Here is a 17,806-nt window from a genome sequence, read left to right on the forward strand (position 1 = left end):
CCTGGCGATCATGAGCGCAGAGCGAGACCTGACCCGGCTGCTGTCCGGGATGCGACCGGAGCTCCACCCCGGCCGCTACGTCTTCACCACCGTGGACGGCCCCGTGCCCGCGGGTGTCGCCCCGGTGGCCACCGTCGCCGAACGCGAGGGGCTGACGATGGTCGTACGCCAGGAGGACGCCGACGCCCGGCACCTGGCGTACGACTACGTGGCGGGCTGGATCACCCTGCGCGTCCACTCCGCCCTCGACGCCGTCGGCCTCACCGCGGCGGTGGCCCGCGCCCTCGCCGAGTCCGGCCTGAGCTGCAACGTGGTGGCGGGCTTCCACCACGACCACCTGTTCGTGGAACACGCCAGGGCGGAGGAGGCGTTGACGACGCTCAACGCCCTGTCCGCCCGCTCCGCGACCCCGTTCACATGATCCCCACAAAGCCCCTCCCCCGGGGCGCGTCCCGGCGTACGCTGGGGCTTTCGCGGGGCCAGCACCCGGGCCGCACCAGCCGTGCGCCGGGCATGCGCCCCCACCGTGGGGGTGGACGATGGCAGGAAACACCGGCAGGACCGGAGCCCGCGGCTTCGGCCTGTTCGAGCGCGAGGCCGAACTCGCGGCGGCCGAGGAGGCCCTCGACCTCCTGACCGGCCAGGAGCCGCGCACCCCGCGGCTCCGACTCGTACGCGAACCCGAGGAACCCCGGATCCCGCGGGACCCCGCCACCCCCGCCGCCCCCGGCGCCCACCCGCCCCGAGGCGGCGTCCTCGCCTACGCGGCCCCCGCCGGACTCGGCAAGACCACCCTGCTCGCCGAGATCCGCCGCCGCGCCGCCGCCAAGGGCTGCACCGTCCTGTCCGCCCGCGGCGGCGACCAGGAACAGCGCGTCGCCTTCCACGTGGCCCGCCAGCTCCTCCAGCCCCAGCTCGCCGCCGCCTCCCGCACCGAACTCACCGAGCGCCTCGGCGGCTGGTACGACATCGTCGGCCCCGCCCTCGGCCTGTGCACCGCCGCCGAAGGCTCCCCGCCCGACCCCCAGGGCCTGCGCGACGGCCTCGACTGGGTCCTCACCCACCTCGCCGTCCGCCGCGCCCCGCTCGTCGTCGTCCTCGACGACGCCCACTGGGCCGACCCGGAGTCCCTCGGCTGGCTCTCCGCCTTCGCACCCCGCGCCGAGGACCTGCCCATGCTGCTCGTCGTGGCCTACCGCCCCGACGAACTCCCCGAATCCGGCTCCGAGTTCACCGGCCGCCGCTCCGGCCAGCGCCCGCTCGGCCTGGAACCGCTGACCCCCGAGGCCATAGCAGGGCTGGTCCGCGACCGGGTCGGCGCCCACGCCGACGACGCCTTCTGCCAGGAGATCTGGACCGTCACCGCCGGCAACCCCTTCGAAGCCGTCGAACTCGCCGCCCGCGTCCGCGACCGCGGCCTCGAACCCACCGCCGACCGCGCCCACGCCCTGCGCGACCTCGCCGCCGCCGTCAAGGGCAGCGGCCTCATCGCCCAGATCGAGGGCTTCGGCACTTCCACCGTCCGCCTCGCCTGGGCCTGCGCCGTCCTCGGCACCGAGATCTCCCCGCAGCTCGCCGGAGCCGTCGCCGGACTCGGCGGCGAGGAGGTCGCCCGCTGCGCCGAACGCCTGCGCCGCGCCCGCGTGCTCGCCCCGGCCGACCCCGACGCCGAACCCGGCCGCGACACCCTGGAGTTCGTCCACCCCCTCATCGCCACCGCCGTCTACGACGCCATCCCCGCCGCCACCCGCGTCGCCCTGCACGGCCAGGCCGCCTGGTGCGTCGTCGACGCCGGACTCGGCTCCACCACCGCCGCCCGCCACCTCGTCGAGACCCACCCCGAGGGCGACCCCTGGGTCGTCCAGCACCTGCGCGCCGCCGCCCAGGAGACCCTGCGGGCCGGCGCCCCCGACACCGCCCGCCGCTACCTCGCCCGCGCCCTGCGCGAACCCCCGGACCAGGACGAGCGCGCGGCCGTCCTCTTCGAACTCGGCTGCGCCTCGCTGCTCACCGAACCCGCCACCACCGTCAACCACCTCCGCGCCGCCCTGGAGGAGCCCATCGCCGACGCTGCCCTGCGGCACGGCATCGTCTACCGCCTCTCCCAGGTCCTCGCCCACAGCGACCGGCTCGTCGAGGCGTCCGAGCTCCTCGGCCGGGAGTCCCGGCTCACCACCGACGCCCGCAGCCGCCTGCGCATGCAGTCGGAGAAGTTCATGTGGGACGCCTTCCGCGCCGACGAACCCGACTCGCCCGCCCGCTCCCGCCGCCTCGCCCGGCTCGCCGACCGGCTCACCGGCCGCGACCTCACCGAGCGGTACATCATCGGCCTGCGCGCCTGGGACGCCACCTTGCGCGGCGAACCCTCCGCCGTCGCCGTCGGCCACGCCGACCGGGCCCTCACCGGCGGCCTCAGCTGGGCCGACGAGAGCCGCGGCTTCGAGGTCCCCGTCCTCTCCGCCCTCACCTTCCTCTACGCCGACCGGCCCGGCCGCGCCGAGGAGCTCTTCGCCGACGGCACCGCCGAGTTCGAACGCCAGGGCTGGCGCGGCGCCCACCTCTCCTTCGCGTACACCCTGCTCGGCTACATCCGCTACCGCCGCGGCCGGCTCGTCGAGGCCGAGGACTTCGTCCGCGCCGGACTGCGGCTCGCCGAGCGCGTCGGCCCCCGCACCCCCTGCGAGTGGTACGCCGTCGGCGTGATGGTCGAGGTGCTGCTGGCCCGGGGCCGCACCGACGAGGCCGAGCGGGTCGCCCGCGCCCACGACTTCGGCGAGCCCTTCCCCGCCGCCGTCACCTTCCCCGACTCCCAGACCGTCTACGGGGAACTGCTCCTCGCCACCGGCCGCACCGAGGCCGCCGCCGCCGAGCTCGCCTCCGTCGGCCGCCGCCTCGACCCGCGCGGGATGCGCAACCCCGCCTGGTGCCCCTGGCTCCTCCACCTCGCCCTCGCCGAGGCCCGCGACACCCCCGAGCGGGCCCGCGACACGGCCCTGGAGGCCGTCGCCCGGGCCCGCCAGTACGGCGCGCCCTCCGCGATCGGCCAGGCGCTCCGCGTCACCGCCGAGGTCTCCGCCGAGGGCGAGCGGGTCAAGCTCCTGGAGGAGTCCGTGGACTGGCTGGAGCGCTCGCCCGCCGCCTACGAGCTGGCCCGCTCCCTGGTCGCCCTCGGCGGCGCGCTGCGCCGCACCGGCCGCAGCACCGAGGCCGCCGAGCACCTCTACCGGGGCCTGGAGACCGCCCAGGACTGCGGCGCCGACGGCCTCGTCGACGACGCGAGGGCCGAGCTCGCCGCCGCCGGCCTCCGCCCCCGCACGCTGCACCCGACGGGCACCGACACGCTCACCGTCCGCGAGCGCGCCGCCGCCGAGCTGACCCTGCGCGGCGAGGACCCGGCCGCCGTCCTGGGCCTGGACCAGGCCGCCGTCACCCGGCTGCTCTCCGCCGTCTACCGCAAGCTCGGCACCGACCCGGCGGGCCTCGCCGAGGCCCTGACCGGCGGCAGACCCTGACACCGCCCCGGCGCGCCGCACCGCGCGCCGGGACACGTACCATGGCAGTATGTCCTTCCTCCGCCGCCGCAGCGCCGCCACTCCCGCTGGCCCGGACTTCGACGTCCTCGCCATGGACCCGGGGGACTGGCCCGGCAATCTCGGCGCCGGGCTGCTCCCGGCCCCCGACGGCACCTGCCAGGGTGTGTTCCTGCGCTACGACCTCTTCGGCGGCAGGGGACCCGCGATGATCATCGGCAACCTCCCCGAGGGCTCCCCGGCGCGCGAGCTCGCCGAGGGGCAGATCCCCTTCGAGGTGGCCCAGCTCCTCGCCGCCCTGGAGAACGACGAGCCGGTCGACGTCCTCGACGTCGAGGACGTCCCGGTGATGCAGGGCGACAACCTGCTGATCGTGCGCCGGCTCAAGCTCTCCGAGAGCCGCATCTCCTGCGTCCAGTTCGACCGCAGCGACAACGTCCTGGTGACCATCGCCAGTTGGGACCGGCCCATCACCGACGACCTGTACGCGCTGCTCAAGCCGCTGCCCGCCGAGCTGTTCCAGCAGGGCTGACGGGGAGGCCGGGGGCCGATGAGCGCACGCGTCGACAGCTGGATCTGGGCGGTCCGGCTCACCAAGACCCGCAGCCAGGCCGCCGCGGCCTGCCGCGCCGGTCACGTCAAGGTCAACGGGGAGCGGGCCAAGCCCGCCCAGCCGGTGAAGCCGGGCGACGAGGTGCGGCTGACGCACGGCGGCCGGCAGCGGATCGTCGAGGTCAAGGAGCTGCTCACCAAGCGGGTCGGCCCGCCCGCCGCCGCCGAGGCGTACGTGGACAACAGCCCGCCCCCGCCGCCGCGCGAACACGTCGCCGTGGCGGCCGTCCGCGACCGGGGCGCCGGCCGCCCCACCAAGCGCGACCGCCGCGAACTCGACCAGCTCCGGGGCCTCCGCCCCTGACCCGGAGACCGCCCCGCGGGGCGGTCTCCGCGCCCGGCCTCAGCCGACCGGCGCGCCGAGCAGTCCCGCCACCCGGGCCGTGGCCGTCCCGAGCCCGCGCGGGCCCGCCGGGAGCAGTCGGCTGCCGCTGCCGGATCGCACGTCCTCCGGCCCGTACCGCCGCACGGAGCGATGCCAGTGGAGCACCCCGGCCAGCCAGTCCTCCAGCTCCCGCAGATACGCCGCGAAGGCCGCCCGGCCCGCCGCGTCCAGCTCGAAGTCCGCGTAGAGCAGGGGCACTTCGCGCCGCTTCAGATGCTCGTACTGGCGCAGCCGCCCGCGCATCAGGCCGTCGACCATCCGGACGCTCGTCGGATAGTCGCAGTCGAAGAACTTCTGCACCACCAGCGCCAGGTTGTGCGTCTCGCCCTCGACCTCGATCTCCTTCTGGTACGAGAACAGGTCGTTGACGAAGGCCCCGTAGTCCGCGACCGCGTTCTCCAGGGCGCGCACCGTGCCCGTGCGGAAGAGCTCGGGCGGCAGCGTCCGCCGGTGCCGCAGCCGGCACAGCAGCATCGTCAGCTCCGAGCCGAAGGTGGCCCGGCGCATCTCGATGTAGTCGACCGGGTCGGGCACCCGGTGCTGCGCGGTGTTGAACAGCTCCCACATCCAGCTGTCCAGCATCACGTCGAGGGCGCCGCGGAGCTCGGCCCGCGCGGCGGGCTCCAGCGGGCTCGCGGTGCGGGCCCACAGGTCGGCGAGCGCGCGTTCCAGCGGGTTGAGCACATGCGCGGGCGGCGCGTCCGGGGTCTCCAGCGGCATCAGCGCCTTGAGCCGCCGGGTCTGCTCGGCGGCGCCGACGAGGTCGCGGGAGTACCCGAAGGCGAAGGGGTAGTAGTCGTCGGCGTAGGTGCCCCAGGTCAGCCACAGGGCGCTGGTCTCCAGCTCCTCCAGGGTGGCGTCCGGGTCGAGCCCGGCCGAGCAGAGCGCGAAGTCGAAGCCCTCCATCATCGGCCGGTCCCACAGCCCGTCCAGGAGCCCCATCCGCTCGGCCCAGTCCTCCGAGCGCCGCTTGGCCTCCTGGTGGTGCAGGCTGACACTGACGGGGTACGGGAGGTCGAACTCCGGCAGCAGCGAGGGCCCCACCGGCTGGTGCGGCGGATGGGTGAGGGCGCGCGCCCGGCTCGCCGCCTGACGCCCGAAGAGGGTGCGGATGTTCCGCGCGGACGCGCCGAAGGTGCCGCTTCCCGGCGCGTCGGCGCCCACCAGGCCCTCGTTCATGTAGCGGCTGGAGCGCAGGTGCCACTCGTGGCCGCCGGACTGCCAGTCCTGGAGCCCCTTGACGTACGCGGCGATGGCGGCGGCCTCCGCCGGGCCGAGCCCCTGCTCCAGGCAGAGCGCGGGCACCTCGGTGAGCGCGGTGTTCTCGAACTGGTGGAGCCGTGAGGTCAGCAGGTCGTTGACCGCCTCCGCCGCCTCCTGGGTGGTGCAGCCGAGGAAGGTCTCCAGGACCAGCACGCCGTTGCTGTTCTCGCCCTCCTCCTCCACCTCGCGCTGGTAGGAGAAGAGGTCGTTGCGCAGGTGGACGGCGTCGGAGAAGGTGTCCCGCAGCACGCGCAGCGGCCGGGAGTAGGCCACCCGCTCGGGGACCTCGGCGCCCGCCGCGTACTCGACGAGCCCGGCCGACCAGGGGGCGCCGCCGACCTTGCGGCGCATCTCGATGTACTCCAGGGGGTTGGCGATCCGCCCGTCGTTGATGTTGTCGAGCTCCCAGAGGGACTCGTACAGCAGGTGCTCGGTGGCTTCGGCGAACCGCACCCGCCACGCCTCCGACATCGCGGGCACGGTCCGCCGCCACAGGTCGGCGAGTCCGGCCTCGACCGGGTTGACCGGCTCGGGCATCCCGGCGGCGGGGTCGGCCGGCATGAACAGCGGCAGCCGGTCGAGGTACGCCTTGCCGCCCGCCCGGTCCTGGGAGCGCTTGAAGATCTCCAGGAAGTGGTCGTCGAAGAAGAAGACCCAGGTGTACCAGTCGGTGACGAGGGAGAGGGCCTCCGCGTCGCAGTCCGGGTGGGTGTAGGAGCACAGCAGCGCGTAGTCGTGGGCCTGGAGGTCGGCCTCCTCCCAGACGCCGGAGCCCTCCAGCATCCCCATCTCCCGGGCCCAGTCCCGGGTGTGGACGCGGGCGGCCTCCACATGGGGGTTGAGCCGTGCCGGATACGGTACGTAGAAATCCGGCAGAACGAAGGGCTGAGCCATGCCAGGGGGGCCTTTCGGAGAACGGGGGGCTGTCGTCCGGCCGAGCATTACCCCTCGACCCCCGCGTTCACGCGAACACCGGAATAGTCATATGAACGCCACGGGGCGCCGGTCGGGCCGTGACCCGGCCGGCATCCCGTGGACGCCCCGCCCTTCGCGCCCTCAGGCCCGGGAAACCCGCACGTCAGTGGCCTTCACGAAGGCCACCCGATGCCCGAACTGGATCTCGTAGTACCGCTCCTGACCCCGCACGACCGTGTGCCCCGTGGGATCGAACGTCGGAGCGAAGAAGTACTCTCCCAGGGTGCTGCCGCCCACCACGTACCGCTGCCCGGCGAGCAGCCTGTACGGCAGCGGGGACACCGCCTGCACCGGCACGCCCGCCGGATAGGCCGAAGCCTCCGGATACGCCCGCCCGTACACCGGCACCGACTCCAGGCCCTCCTTCGGCGTCAGCACCGTCCCGCGCGCGTCCACCGCCGTCCGCGCCTCCCTCGGGTCGTGGAACCACGCCTTCTGCCCCAGATACCAGATCGCCGTCCAGCCGCCCCGGCGCTCCGCGACCGCGAAGCTCTGGCCCGTCGACGCCCGCGCCCCCGTGTCGTTGACGTCGACCGTCGAATCCTGCCCGCCCGGCCGCAGCCCGATGTCCTTCACCAGCGGCGCGTCGGCGCTCGGCGCGGTGTGCAGGCGCACGGCCCCGCTCCCGTGGGGCGCACACGCCGCACCGGCCGTCGCGCAGCCCGTGTACACCGGCCGGTTCCCCTCGTACTCCGGACGGATCGTCACCACCCCGGCGTCCGGCCCCGCGCTCGGCGTGATCGGCCGGCCCAGCAGCCGGAAGTAGTGCGCCCAGTCCCAGTACGGCCCCGGATCCGTGTGCATCCCGCGGATCGACGAGGTCACCGTGCCCGGCACGTTGTCGTGGCCCAGGATGTGCAGCCGGTCCAGCGGAATGCCGTACCGCCCCGCCAGATACCGCACCAGCCGCGCCGAACTGCGGTACATCGCCTCCGTGTACCAGGAGTCCGGCGAGGTCAGGAACCCCTCGTGCTCCAGCCCCACCGACTTGGCGTTCACGAACCAGTTGCCCGCGTGCCAGCCCACGTCCTTCAGCGCCAGGTGCTGCGCCACGTGCCCGTCCGAGGACCGCAGCGAGTACTGCCACGACACGTACGTCGGGTCCTGCACCAGCTTCAGCGTGGTGTCCCAGCTCGCCTCGGTGTCGTGGATCACGATGTAGTCGATCGACTGCGAGGACGGCCGGTCGCCCAGGTCGTGATTGCCGTAGTCGCCGTCCCCGAACTCCGCGTACGGCGCCGGGATCCACTCGCAGGCCACCGTGCGCGGGCACTCCACCGGACCCTTCGCGGGGGCGCGCAGCCCCAGCGCCCGGAGCTGGGCCTTCGCCGGGACCAGCGACGGCTCCGCCGCCAGGGTCACCGCCTGCCCGCCGTCCGTCGTCCGCGCCGCGCCCGTCCGGATCACGTCGAAGACGTCGTCCGCGTAGGCCGCCGCCGTCGCCGCGTCGTCGGCGCCCGAGTAGCGCGCCACCGCCCCGTACCAGTCGGCCGGGTCCGCGCTCGCCGGGAGGCCCGCCTCCCGCTGCGCCGCCGCGAGCAGCGCCGCGCCGCCCTCGATGTTCGCCGCCGTACCGGTCCGCAGCTCCTCCGGCGACCGCCCGGACAGCTCGGCCGCCCGCTCCAGCGTCCGCAGCCTCGGCGGCAGCTCCGCCGCCGAGGGCCCCCGCGCGGGCCCGGCCGTGCGCGGCCCCCGCGCCTCGTCGCCGCGCGCGTCCTCACCGCCCTCGGAGTGGTGCGGCGCCTCGGCCAGCGCGGTCACCGCGTCCGTCAGGTGCATCGGGCCGTAGCCCCCGGTCACGCTCGGCGCGCCGGCGTGTCCGTCCCAGCGCGACTGGAGGTACGACACGCCGAGCAGCACGCCGGGCGGCACGCCGTACCGCTCGGCCGCCGCCGCGAACTGGCGCTGCAACGCACCCGCCACCGGCTCGTCGGCGGTCGCCGACGGCGCGCCGGACAACAGGGGAAGGAGCAGGACGGCCGGAGCGGCACGTCTGAGGAACGCGGAACGGAGCAAGGCAGCCTCCAGCGACGGATGGGAGAACGGGGGCCGTGCGGTACCGAACCCGTACAGGGGTAGCGGCTTCCGAGGCATCCGTCAATCACCCGTAGGCAAAGGCGATTTCCCACGTCAGAGCGGCTGGAGCGGCGGACGGGCGGAGTTTCGCGCGGGCGGCGCGCCCGCCTGCGGCGCGTCAGTGGAGTGGACCAATGAGCGCCGTCGCGCGCCCCTCCGGACCATGACACGCGCCGCGCCCCCGGTGTGTCGGCACCGGGCGCACGACGCGCCGCCCCCGTTCCGTGCCGGAGCCCCTCAGCGGGTCCCGACCGCCGCGCGCACGGCCCGCCGTGCCATCGCGCAGTCGTCGTGCAGCCGGCGCAGCAGCCGCCGCTGCTCCTCGCCGGGCGAGACCGCCCCGGCGGGCACCGGGACCGAACCGGCCGGCGGCGCCTCCCGGATGGTGCGCTGCACCGCCGTCTCGTACGTACGGATCTCACGGGTCAGCACGATCATCAGGTTCACCAGGAACGCGTCCCGCGAGGCCGTGCCCGCCTGCTGGGCCAGCTGGCTGATCTGGCGCCGCGCCAGCGGGGCGTCCGCGAGGACCGCCCACAGCGTCGCCAGGTCGTACCCGGGCAGGTACCAGCCCGCGTGCTCCCAGTCGACGAAGACCGGACCGGCCGGGGAGAGCAGGATGTTGGAGAGCAGGGCGTCCCCGTGGCAGAACTGCCCCATGCCCTGCCGGCCGCCCGCCTGGGCCAGCCCGTGCAGCAGCTTCTGCAGGTCGTCGCGGTCACGGTCGGTGAACAGACCGAGCTCATGGAAGCGGGAGATCCGCGCCCCGTAGTCGAGCGGGGCGTCGAAGGTCCCGGCCGGCGGACGCCAGGCGTTGAGCCGGGCGACCGCTCCGAGCGCGGCCCGTACGTCCGCGCGGGGCGGAGCCTCGGCGGGGTGGCGCGTCAGCGCCGCCGCCCGCCCGGGCATCCGCTCGATCACCAGCGTGCAGTTCTCCGGGTCCGCGGCGATCAGCCGCGGCGCGCGCACCGGGGGACGGTGCCGGACGAAGGAGCGGTAGGCCGCTATCTCGTGCCGGAACCGCTCGACCCACGCGGGCGAATGGTCCAGTAAACACTTCGCGACCGCCGTGGTCCGCCCGGTCGTCCCGACGATGAGCACGGAACGGCCGCTGCGGCGCAGCACCTGGACGGGATTGAACTCCGGGCAGATCCGGTGCACGGACGCGATCGCCATCCGCAGCTGCGTGCCCTGGGGGCCGGACAGATCGATTCTCCCGCTGGGCGGCTGGACGGTGCTCCCCGCCCAGCGCCTCGGCCGCGCCGCTCCCTGCGGAACGGGGGCGAGGTACGGTCCGGAGCCGGCCGGGACGGTGCGGTGGAGCGGCCGGGGCGGGGCGGTCACGGAGGACGATGCTGTGTACATGGAGGAGACAGATCCCTTCGTGCGCCGACGAGTTGCGTGCGTCGCCCCGCCCGCCCAACGGTCCGCACCCTGGGGAAAATGAGGGCCGGTCGACGGGACGGGGTGGCGCTTTCCTACCTGACACCCGGGCTCGGGTGGCGGAACATCGGGCGCACCCTGGCGAACCCTGGCGAATAGTCGCCACCCCTCTGACAGGGGGTTACTGTCAACTCAGCCGAGAACCTGGGGGCTTAGACGTGACCGGACAGACCAACACCCGCCTGGCGGACCTCTTCGGCCTCGCCGGGTGGTCCAAGGGCGAACTCGCGAGGCTCGTGAACCGGCAGGCGGCGGCCATGGGCCATCCGCAGCTGTCGACCGACACCTCGCGGGTGCGGCGCTGGATCGACATGGGGGAGACCCCGCGCGATCCCGTGCCCCGGGTGCTGGCTGCGCTGTTCACCGAGCGACTCGGCCGTGTCGTGACCATCGAGGACCTCGGGTTCGTACGACACGGGCGCGCCGGGAAGAGGCGGGACGTCAGGAACGACGACAACCCTGACGGGCTGCCCTGGGCGCCCGAGCGTACGGCGGCGGTCCTCACCGAATTCACGGGAATGGACCTCATGCTCAACCGACGCGGCCTGGTGGGCGCGGGTGCCGCGCTCGCCGCCGGCTCCGTACTGACCAACGCCATGCAGGACTGGCTGCACACCGACCCCGCACGCCCCGGCGCCACCCCCCGCGCCGTCGATCCGCTCCACGCCGATCCGGCGGGCTTCGACCGTTACGAGGCCGCACCGATCGGCTCCGAGGAGATCGACGCGCTGGAGCGTTCCGTGGAGGTCTTCCGGGCCTGGGACGCCTCCCGGGGCGGCGGCCTCCAGCGCAAGGCCGTGGTGGGCCAGCTCAACGAGGTGGGCGGGATGCTCGCCTACCGCCACCCCGACCACCTCCACCGGCGGCTGTGGGGCGTCGCCGCCAACCTGGCCGTGCTGGCCGGCTGGATGTCCCACGACGTGGGCCTGGAGCCGACCGCCCAGAAGTACTTCGTGATCGCCGCGCACGCGGCCCGCGAGGGCGGCGACCGGCCGCGGGCCGGCGAGGCGCTCTCCCGCGCGGCGCGCCAGATGGTGCACCTGGGCCGTCCCGACGACGCGCTGGACCTGATGAAGCTGGCGAAGTCGGGCTCGGGGGAGCGGGTGCTGCCCCGCACCCAGGCCATGTTCCACACCATCGAGGCGTGGGCGCAGGCGTCGCTGGGCCGTGGCCAGGCCATGCGGCGCACCCTCGGCGAGGCGGAGGACCTCTTCGTCTCCGACCCGGGGAAGGAGAAGCCGAGCTGGATGCAGACCTTCGACGAGGCCGATCTGCACGGGATGCAGGCGCTGGCCTACCGCACCCTCGCCGAGCACGACCCGACCGCCGCGGTCCCCGCGCAGCGGCACGCCAAGCTGGCGCTGGAACTGCGGCGCAACGGCCACGACCGGTCGAAGCTCTTCGACCACATCTCGCTGGCCTCGGCCTGCTTCATCGCCGACGACCCGGAGCAGGCGGACCGTTACGCCCGCCTGGCGCTGGTGTCGATGGGGGACACCTCCTCGCACCGCACCTGGGACCGGCTGCGCGAGATGTACCGGCTGACCGGCCAGTACGCGGGCTACACGAAGATCGAGGACCTGCGCGAGGAGATCGCGACCGCGCTGCCGAAGGCGCCGACCAACCGGCCCAGGACCGGGGAGGCGTGAGGCGCGGGTACGGGGAGGCGCCTGTGCGCGGAAGGGCCTGTGCGGGGAGGGCGCGCCGAATCGCTCCGGCGCGTACGTCGGGCCTCGGCGTGTCCTTCGGAGCGGGGCGCCGCGTCTCGGCGTGTCCCGCGTCCGTGGGTCCCGCGCCCGCGGGTCCCGGCCGGGCCGGCTAGCCGCCGACCCGGACGACCATCACGCAGGCGTCGTCCTCGCGCGGTCCCTCGCCGAACTCCTCGATCACCGACCGTACGCAGTCCTGCGCGTCGCGCGCCTCGGCCAGCCGGGGGGCGAGGGCCATCAGCCGTCCGGTGCCGGCGTCGTGGTGGGCGCCGGCCGTGCGGGTCAGCCCGTCGGTGTGCAGGACCAGCAGGTCGCCGGGGAGCAGCCGGGTCTCGGCCTCCTCGTACGCCGCGCCGGTCGTGGCGCCGAGGAGCACGCCCTCCGGCCGGGCCAGGGCGCGCACCGCTCCGCCGCGGAACAGCAGCGGGGCGGGGTGCCCGGCCTGGGACCAGGTGAGGACCTGGGAGGCGGGGTCGTAGCGGCAGCACATCGCGCTGCCGAGGGCCGGCTGGACGGAGGTCTCCAGGAGCTGGTTGAGGTGCCCCATGAGGGCGCCCGGCCGGATCCCGGCCACGGCCATGCCGCGGAGCGCGCCGAGCAGCATGGCCATCGAGGAGGTCGCCGCCACGCCGTGCCCGGTGAGGTCGCCGACCGTGAGCAGCGCGTCCCCGTCGGGGAGCGCGAGGGCGTCGTACCAGTCGCCGCCGATGAGCCCCGTGGAGGCGGCCGGGAGGTAGTGCCCGGCCACGTCCAGCGGGGCGGGCCCGCCGTGGGCGAAGCGGAGCGAGCCGCGCCAGGGCGGCAGCACGGCCTCCTGGAGCTCGACGGCGACGCGGCGCTCGGTGTGCTCGATCTGCCGGTGCCGCTGGAGGCTGTCGCGGCTCTCGCGGACCGCGCGCTCGCTGCGGCGCAGCTCGCTGACGTCGCGCAGGACGGCCCACATCGAGGCCGTGCAGCCGTCGGTGTCGAGCACCGGCTCGCCGGTCATGTGGACCGTGCGGACCCGGCCGTCGCTGCGGACAATCCGGAACTCGCCGTCGATCGGCTTCCCGTCGATCAGGCAGTCCGTCACCATCGACTGGAGCAGCGTCTGGTCCTCGGCGAAGACCAGCGAGGGCAGCTCGTCCAGCGACATCGGGCCGCTCTCCAGGGGGCGCCCGAAGATCTGGAACAGCTCGTCCGACCAGTGGACCTCGTCGGTCAGCAGGTCCCACTCGGCGCTGCCGACCCGGGACAGCAGGGACCCGGCGGCGCGCGGCGCGGGCACGGCGTAGGCAGCGGGCGAGTCGGCCGCCTGCTCGGCCGGGAGCCCGGCCTTGAGCTGTCCCAAGTGCGCGCCGAGGTCGTCCAGTTGGCTCACGGCCAGATCGCACAGGGCCCGCTGCCAGCGGTTCTGCGGGTCGTCCTCGTCCGCCGGCGAGTCCCGGCGCACCGCGTCCACGTCCCCCCGCAGACGCCGCGTCTGCGAGATCAGCGCGTCCACCGTGCCGGGCTCGGGCGGCTGGGCGGGACGGTCCGCGAACAGATGGGACGGCATGTCGTACTCCGATACAGGCGACTGGGACCACACGGCACGGCCAGGGTCATGAAGTTGAAGCCCGGACACGACTTTCGCACAGGCCGGGACACCTCGTAAGTGATTTGGCAACACTCGATACGGTGGTGCTTCTGACATATGCCAAAGGCCCACCGGATGACCGTCCGGTAGACAACGGCATTTCGGCCACACCGACTCGGGTTACGGTGCTGGTGTGGTGAGCGACGAGGTGAACACAGTGGGCACGGCCCTCCTGCTGGCGGCGGCGCCGGCCGGAAGGGGACGGGCGATCGACGCGGCCTCCGTGCTGCCCGCGCTGGCGGCGGTTCCGGCCAGCGCCCTCACCGGTACGGACACGGCGACGGTCGTCGAACTGGCGGACCCGCTCGATCCGCAGACCGTGCTGACCCGGCTGCGCGCCGCCGCCGCCTCGCCGGGCCCGCTCGTCCTCTGCCTGGCGGGCCAGCTCCAACTCGACCGGCGCCAGCGGCTGCCGCACCTGGCGCTCGCCCGCAGCACCCCGACGACCCTGCGCTACACGGGACTTCCCTGGCACTGGCTGGCCACCGAACTGGCCCCGCGCCGGCCCGGCACGACCACCGTCGTCGCCGATCTCGCGGCCGAGCCCGAGCTCCTCCAGCGGCTCGCCACCGAGCCCGACACGCTCGGACTCGGGCCGTCCGTCGCGCTGTTCGCCCACGTGACCCCCTTCCCCAAGCGGGGCGCCCCCTCGGCCCCGGAATACCTGCGCCATTGCGCCACGGTGTGGCGCGCGGGGGCCCGCCCGCCGCTCCGGGAGCTTCATGTGGAGGCGGTTTTGGCGGCGGGTGTTTCGGATGCGGTGGTGATCGCCATGGGGGCGGGGGTGGGGGGAGGGCCTGTGGCTTCCGTCGCTGCGGTGCCTGCGCCTGTGGGGCCGGGGGCTGCGGTGCCTGCGGCTGCTGGGCCTGCGGCTCCCGCGCCTGCGCCTTCTGGGCCCGCTGTGCCTGTGCTTGCGGTGCCTGAGTCTGTGCCCGCCGTGCCCGCTGTGCCTGCGGCGCCCGTGCCCGAGGCTCCCGGACCTGCCGTGCCCGTGCCCGCCGCGCCCGTGCCCGCACCCACGCTCGACTCGCCCGCGACACGCCGTCTCGGGAGCGTGCCCGGCCGTTCCCTCACGGCGCGGCGCGCGGGCGCTGGGGCGGGGGAGTCGGCACCCGCCCCGGTCCCGGCGCCCGCTCCCGTACCGGAGCCGGTAGCCGCACCCGCATCCGTTCCCGTGCCCGCCTCCGTAGGGGCCTCGGGCCCGCCCGCGCCCCCGGCTCCGCCGCTCGCGCCCGTCGCGCCCCCGGCGCCCCTCGTGCCCCCGGCTCCGCCGGTGCCGCCCCGGGCGCCGGACGTCGGCGTGGCGCGGGCGGCAGGGCCGGTGCGGTCAGGGGGTGGCGGGGATCCGCATCCGGCGATCCTGGCCGCGGCCATGGCGGGGCGGCACGGCGAGGCCGCCGCGATGGCCGCCGCCTGGGAGAGCGACGCCCTGCGCCGCCACGGACCCCGGTCGGGCGAGGCGGTGCACTGGATCGAGGTGCGGGCCGATCTGGCGCGGCTCGCCGGGGAGCCCGCGCGCAGTTGCGAGCTGTGGATCGCCGTCGCCCAGGCCCGCCTTGGCCTGCGCCAGGGCCCCGACGAGCCCGACGTCGAGGGGGCCGTGGACCGCGCCCACCACCAGTGGGAGCAGATCCAGGACCAGGCCAGGGCCCGCGCCCTGGGCCCCGCGCTGGTCGAGCTGCGGCGCCGTGTGCCGGGGCGGCGCGCCGGAGCGCTCGCCGCGCTGCAGCGCCGCCTGGGCTGAGGACCGTATCCGCCGCCCGTGTCCCGCCCGTACCGCGCGAGGCTGGCATCATCGATGCATGGCCCCTGCATCCGTCCAGCTCCGCACCGAGCGGCTCGTCCTGCGCCCCGTACGGTCGCGGGACCTGCCGGCCGTGACGCGGCTGTGGACGGACCCCGAGGTGCGGCGCCACCTGGGCGGACCCGTGATCGACTCCGTGGTGCGCATCCGGCAGCGGCGGATCGTCGGGGCGCCCGGCTTCCACGCCGTCGAGCGGACGTCCGACGGGGTGGTCCTCGGCCTGGTCACGGTGGAGAGGTCCGGCCGGGGCGGCGAGGCGGAGGTGTCGTACCAGTTCCTGCCCGAGCACTGGGGGCGGGGCTACGCCCGGGAGGCCGTCGCCGCCGCCGTGGAGCGGGCCCTGGCCGACACGCCGACGGTCGTCGCCGTCACCCAGGAGGCCAACACGCCGTCGCGGCGGCTCCTGGAGGCCGTCGGGATGACGCACGCCGACTCCTACGTGGAGTGGGAGGCGCACCAGGTGCTGTACCGGGTGCGCCGGGGCGCGTTCAGAACCGGGCGTGGGTCGTGATGTCGGACTCGAACTGGGCGATCATCTCGGGTGTGACCGTCGGCCGGCACTGGGCGATCGCGTCCAGGTAGTCCCCGGTGGTCGCGCCCGGCGCGGGCCCGTCCCCGGCGCGCGCGCCGATCGCGACCAGGTCCCGCTCGAAGGAGTTCTGGGCGGCGATCCGGGCCGCGTGCTCGATGTCGGCGGGGGTGAACAGCTCGCTGGCGAGGACGAGCGCGTCGATGTCGACGTCCGGCCGGGCGTCCGTGTAGCGGGACCAGATCGCGGCCCTGGCCGCCTTGTCCGGGGTGCCGATCGGGATCAGGTAGTCGAAGCGCCCCGGGCGCAGGAACGCCGGGTCGAGCGAGCGGATCGAGTTGGTCGCGCAGACCAGCAGCCGCTCGTCCCGTTCGCGGAAGCCCGGGATCAGCTTGAGGAGCTCGTTGGTCACCCCGTGCGTGCCCCCGGACGCGGCGGGCTCGGTGCGTACGGGCGCGATCTCCTCGACCTCGTCGATGAAGACCAGCACCCGCTCCAGTTCGGCGATCCGGGCGAACGCGGCACGCAGCGCCGCCGCGAGGTTGCCCTCGTCGGCCAGCCGGGACGGCAGGATCTCCACGAACGGCCAGCCGAGCCGGGAGGCGATGGCGCGGGCGAAGGTGGTCTTGCCGGTGCCGGGCGGCCCGAAGAGGCCGAGCGCGCGCGGCGGCCTGACGCCGTGCCGGGCGGCCCGCTCGGGCTCGGCGAGCGGCAGGACGACACGCCGTTCGATCAGGTCCTTCTCCCGCTCCATGCCGGCCACCGAGGCCCACAGGTCGGCGGGCAGCAGCCGGCCGCCGAGGTCGTCGAGGAGGCCCGCCGCGGGTCCGTGCAGCGGCTCGACCTTCTCGAAGTACGCCACGGCGGGCTGGCGGGTGTACCCGGCGTTGAGCAGTCCCTCGCCGACCAGCTCCTCCTCGGGCAGCACATAGGCGATCCGGCCCACCCGGGCGGCCACCAGGCGCCGTTCGAGCTCGACGAGGAGCGCGCTCGCCAGGCCGCGGCCGCGCCATGCGGAGGAGATCGCGATCCGCATCACCCAGGCGCGCTCCCCGGCGACACAGGCGAGCGCGGCGCCGATGGGGGTGCCCTGGTGCACGGCCACGACGGCCGGCTGCCGGGAGGTCAGCGCGCCGATGCACTCGGCGAGCGAGAAGACCGACTCCTGGCCGAGCTCGGCCGTGGTGTCGATCAGATGGACGACGGCGGCGAGATCGCTCTCGCGGTAGTCGTGGATGAGCCAGTTCACCGGTGGTACCGCCCCTCGTTGCCGCTGTCGCGCTCCGTGACGGCGAGGTTAGGCGGGCGGGCGGCGGCGGGGCCCGCTCCATCCTGCACAAGGCGGCGCGGCCGAACACGCCGTACCGGCTCTATGCACGCGGCGGGCCGCCGGGGACACGCGCGGGCCCCCGCGGCGGTGCTCGCGGGGGCCTCGGCGGGTCCGGTCGGACCGGCGGGTCCGGAGAGTACGGATGGACCGGATGGACCGGCAGGTTCCTCAGGGGGCCGGGAGGGTCTTCGGGTTGGGGCCGTAGGCGTTGTCGTGGGCGTCGCCCTCCAAAGCGAGGAAGACGATCAGGATGATGCCGCCGACGAGCGGAATCAGCTCGATCAGGATCCACCAGCCGGACCGGCCCGTGTCGTGCAGCCGGCGGACCGCCACGCCGAGGCTGGGCAGCAGCACCCCGAGTGCGTAGAGGACGTAGAGCAGCGGGCTCGTGCCCAGGACCGAGTCGAGGATCGCGACGATGATCGCCGCGATGATGTTGAACAGCACGTACATCCAGAATTCCTGGCGCCGGGCCCGCCCGGTGAACACCGCGTACTTCTTGAGAACGTCGAGGTACCAGTTCACTTCGTCC

At 74.8% G+C, this 17,806-nt stretch carries 13 protein-coding genes; 7 read left to right on the top strand and 6 right to left on the bottom strand.

The features are described 5' to 3' along the window. Positions 1-10 precede the first annotated feature (10 nt). The 4 genes from AB0C99_RS07400 to AB0C99_RS07415 all read left to right on the top strand — a co-directional run bounded on the left by AB0C99_RS07400 (position 11) and on the right by AB0C99_RS07415 (position 4,446). Positions 11-421 carry an ACT domain-containing protein gene (locus tag AB0C99_RS07400; RefSeq protein ID WP_362470677.1) on the top strand — a complete coding sequence of 137 codons (411 nt, stop codon included), beginning with the start codon at positions 11-13 and terminating at the stop codon, positions 419-421. Positions 422-539: 118 nt separating this feature from the next. Continuing rightward, positions 540-3,512, top strand: a complete 2,973-nt coding sequence (locus tag AB0C99_RS07405) for an AAA family ATPase (protein WP_362470680.1) — start codon at positions 540-542, stop codon at positions 3,510-3,512. A gap of 49 nt (positions 3,513-3,561) precedes the next feature. Then, positions 3,562-4,062 (top strand): hypothetical protein, encoded by a 501-nt coding sequence (locus AB0C99_RS07410; protein ID WP_362470683.1) that lies wholly within the window; start codon positions 3,562-3,564, stop codon positions 4,060-4,062. 18 nt (positions 4,063-4,080) lie between these two features. Next, entirely contained in the window at positions 4,081-4,446 is a 366-nt protein-coding gene (locus tag AB0C99_RS07415; protein ID WP_362470685.1) for an RNA-binding S4 domain-containing protein, read from the top strand. Between the two features lie 39 nt (positions 4,447-4,485). Here AB0C99_RS07415 and AB0C99_RS07420 read toward each other — a convergent pair whose 3' ends face one another. The 3 genes from AB0C99_RS07420 to AB0C99_RS07430 form a co-directional block, all read right to left on the bottom strand. Beyond that, a complete protein-coding gene (locus tag AB0C99_RS07420; protein WP_362470687.1) occupies positions 4,486-6,684 on the bottom strand; it encodes a germacradienol/geosmin synthase in 2,199 nt (732 codons plus the stop codon). Positions 6,685-6,846: 162 nt separating this feature from the next. After that, a complete protein-coding gene (locus AB0C99_RS07425) occupies positions 6,847-8,724 on the bottom strand; it encodes a peptidoglycan recognition family protein (RefSeq protein WP_362470690.1) in 1,878 nt (625 codons plus the stop codon). Positions 8,725-9,078: 354 nt separating this feature from the next. Beyond that, positions 9,079-10,206: an aminoglycoside phosphotransferase family protein gene (locus tag AB0C99_RS07430; RefSeq protein WP_362470693.1), complete on the bottom strand. Its 1,128-nt coding sequence runs from the start codon at positions 10,204-10,206 to the stop codon at positions 9,079-9,081. Positions 10,207-10,442: 236 nt separating this feature from the next. Here AB0C99_RS07430 and AB0C99_RS07435 point away from each other — a divergent pair, with 236 nt between their 5' ends. Beyond that, positions 10,443-11,933 (top strand): hypothetical protein, encoded by a 1,491-nt coding sequence (locus AB0C99_RS07435; protein ID WP_362470696.1) that lies wholly within the window; start codon positions 10,443-10,445, stop codon positions 11,931-11,933. Between the two features lie 169 nt (positions 11,934-12,102). Here the strand turns inward: AB0C99_RS07435 and AB0C99_RS07440 are convergent, their stop codons facing one another. After that, positions 12,103-13,530, bottom strand: a complete 1,428-nt coding sequence (locus tag AB0C99_RS07440; RefSeq protein ID WP_362470699.1) for a SpoIIE family protein phosphatase — start codon at positions 13,528-13,530, stop codon at positions 12,103-12,105. 214 nt (positions 13,531-13,744) lie between these two features. Here AB0C99_RS07440 and AB0C99_RS07445 point away from each other — a divergent pair, with 214 nt between their 5' ends. Both AB0C99_RS07445 and AB0C99_RS07450 read left to right on the top strand, forming a co-directional pair. Next, positions 13,745-15,355 (top strand): hypothetical protein, encoded by a 1,611-nt coding sequence (locus AB0C99_RS07445; protein WP_362470702.1) that lies wholly within the window; start codon positions 13,745-13,747, stop codon positions 15,353-15,355. A 58-nt stretch (positions 15,356-15,413) separates the two neighbouring features. Beyond that, on the top strand, positions 15,414-15,926 hold the full coding sequence (locus AB0C99_RS07450) for a GNAT family N-acetyltransferase (RefSeq protein WP_362470705.1): 513 nt from the start codon (positions 15,414-15,416) through the stop codon (positions 15,924-15,926). On the opposite strand, the gene AB0C99_RS07455 is transcribed toward AB0C99_RS07450, so the two are convergent. Together AB0C99_RS07455 and AB0C99_RS07460 are read right to left on the bottom strand one after the other, a co-directional pair. Continuing rightward, positions 15,904-17,193, bottom strand: a complete 1,290-nt coding sequence (locus AB0C99_RS07455; protein ID WP_362470708.1) for a bifunctional GNAT family N-acetyltransferase/ATP-binding protein — start codon at positions 17,191-17,193, stop codon at positions 15,904-15,906. The two genes, AB0C99_RS07450 and AB0C99_RS07455, sit on opposite strands and share 23 nt — an antisense overlap. Before the next feature lie 249 nt (positions 17,194-17,442). Continuing rightward, positions 17,443-17,799: a DUF805 domain-containing protein gene (locus AB0C99_RS07460; RefSeq protein WP_362470711.1), complete on the bottom strand. Its 357-nt coding sequence runs from the start codon at positions 17,797-17,799 to the stop codon at positions 17,443-17,445. Between the last annotated feature and the right edge of the window lie 7 nt (positions 17,800-17,806).

This window comes from Streptomyces sp. NPDC048659 (assembly GCF_040650575.1).
Lineage (GTDB): Bacteria > Actinomycetota > Actinomycetes > Streptomycetales > Streptomycetaceae > Streptomyces.

What these genes read in the sequence shown, in the direction of transcription:
- AB0C99_RS07400 (WP_362470677.1), top strand. Translation starts at nt 11, where the DNA reads ATGAGCGCAGAGCGAGACCTGACCCGGCTGCTGTCCGGGATGCGACCG.
- AB0C99_RS07405 (WP_362470680.1), top strand. Translation starts at nt 540, where the DNA reads ATGGCAGGAAACACCGGCAGGACCGGAGCCCGCGGCTTCGGCCTGTTC.
- AB0C99_RS07410 (WP_362470683.1), top strand. Translation starts at nt 3,562, where the DNA reads ATGTCCTTCCTCCGCCGCCGCAGCGCCGCCACTCCCGCTGGCCCGGAC.
- AB0C99_RS07415 (WP_362470685.1), top strand. Translation starts at nt 4,081, where the DNA reads ATGAGCGCACGCGTCGACAGCTGGATCTGGGCGGTCCGGCTCACCAAG.
- AB0C99_RS07420 (WP_362470687.1), bottom strand. Translation starts at nt 6,684, where the DNA reads ATGGCTCAGCCCTTCGTTCTGCCGGATTTCTACGTACCGTATCCGGCA.
- AB0C99_RS07430 (WP_362470693.1), bottom strand. Translation starts at nt 10,206, where the DNA reads ATGTACACAGCATCGTCCTCCGTGACCGCCCCGCCCCGGCCGCTCCAC.
- AB0C99_RS07440 (WP_362470699.1), bottom strand. Translation starts at nt 13,530, where the DNA reads ATGCCGTCCCATCTGTTCGCGGACCGTCCCGCCCAGCCGCCCGAGCCC.
- AB0C99_RS07450 (WP_362470705.1), top strand. Translation starts at nt 15,414, where the DNA reads ATGGCCCCTGCATCCGTCCAGCTCCGCACCGAGCGGCTCGTCCTGCGC.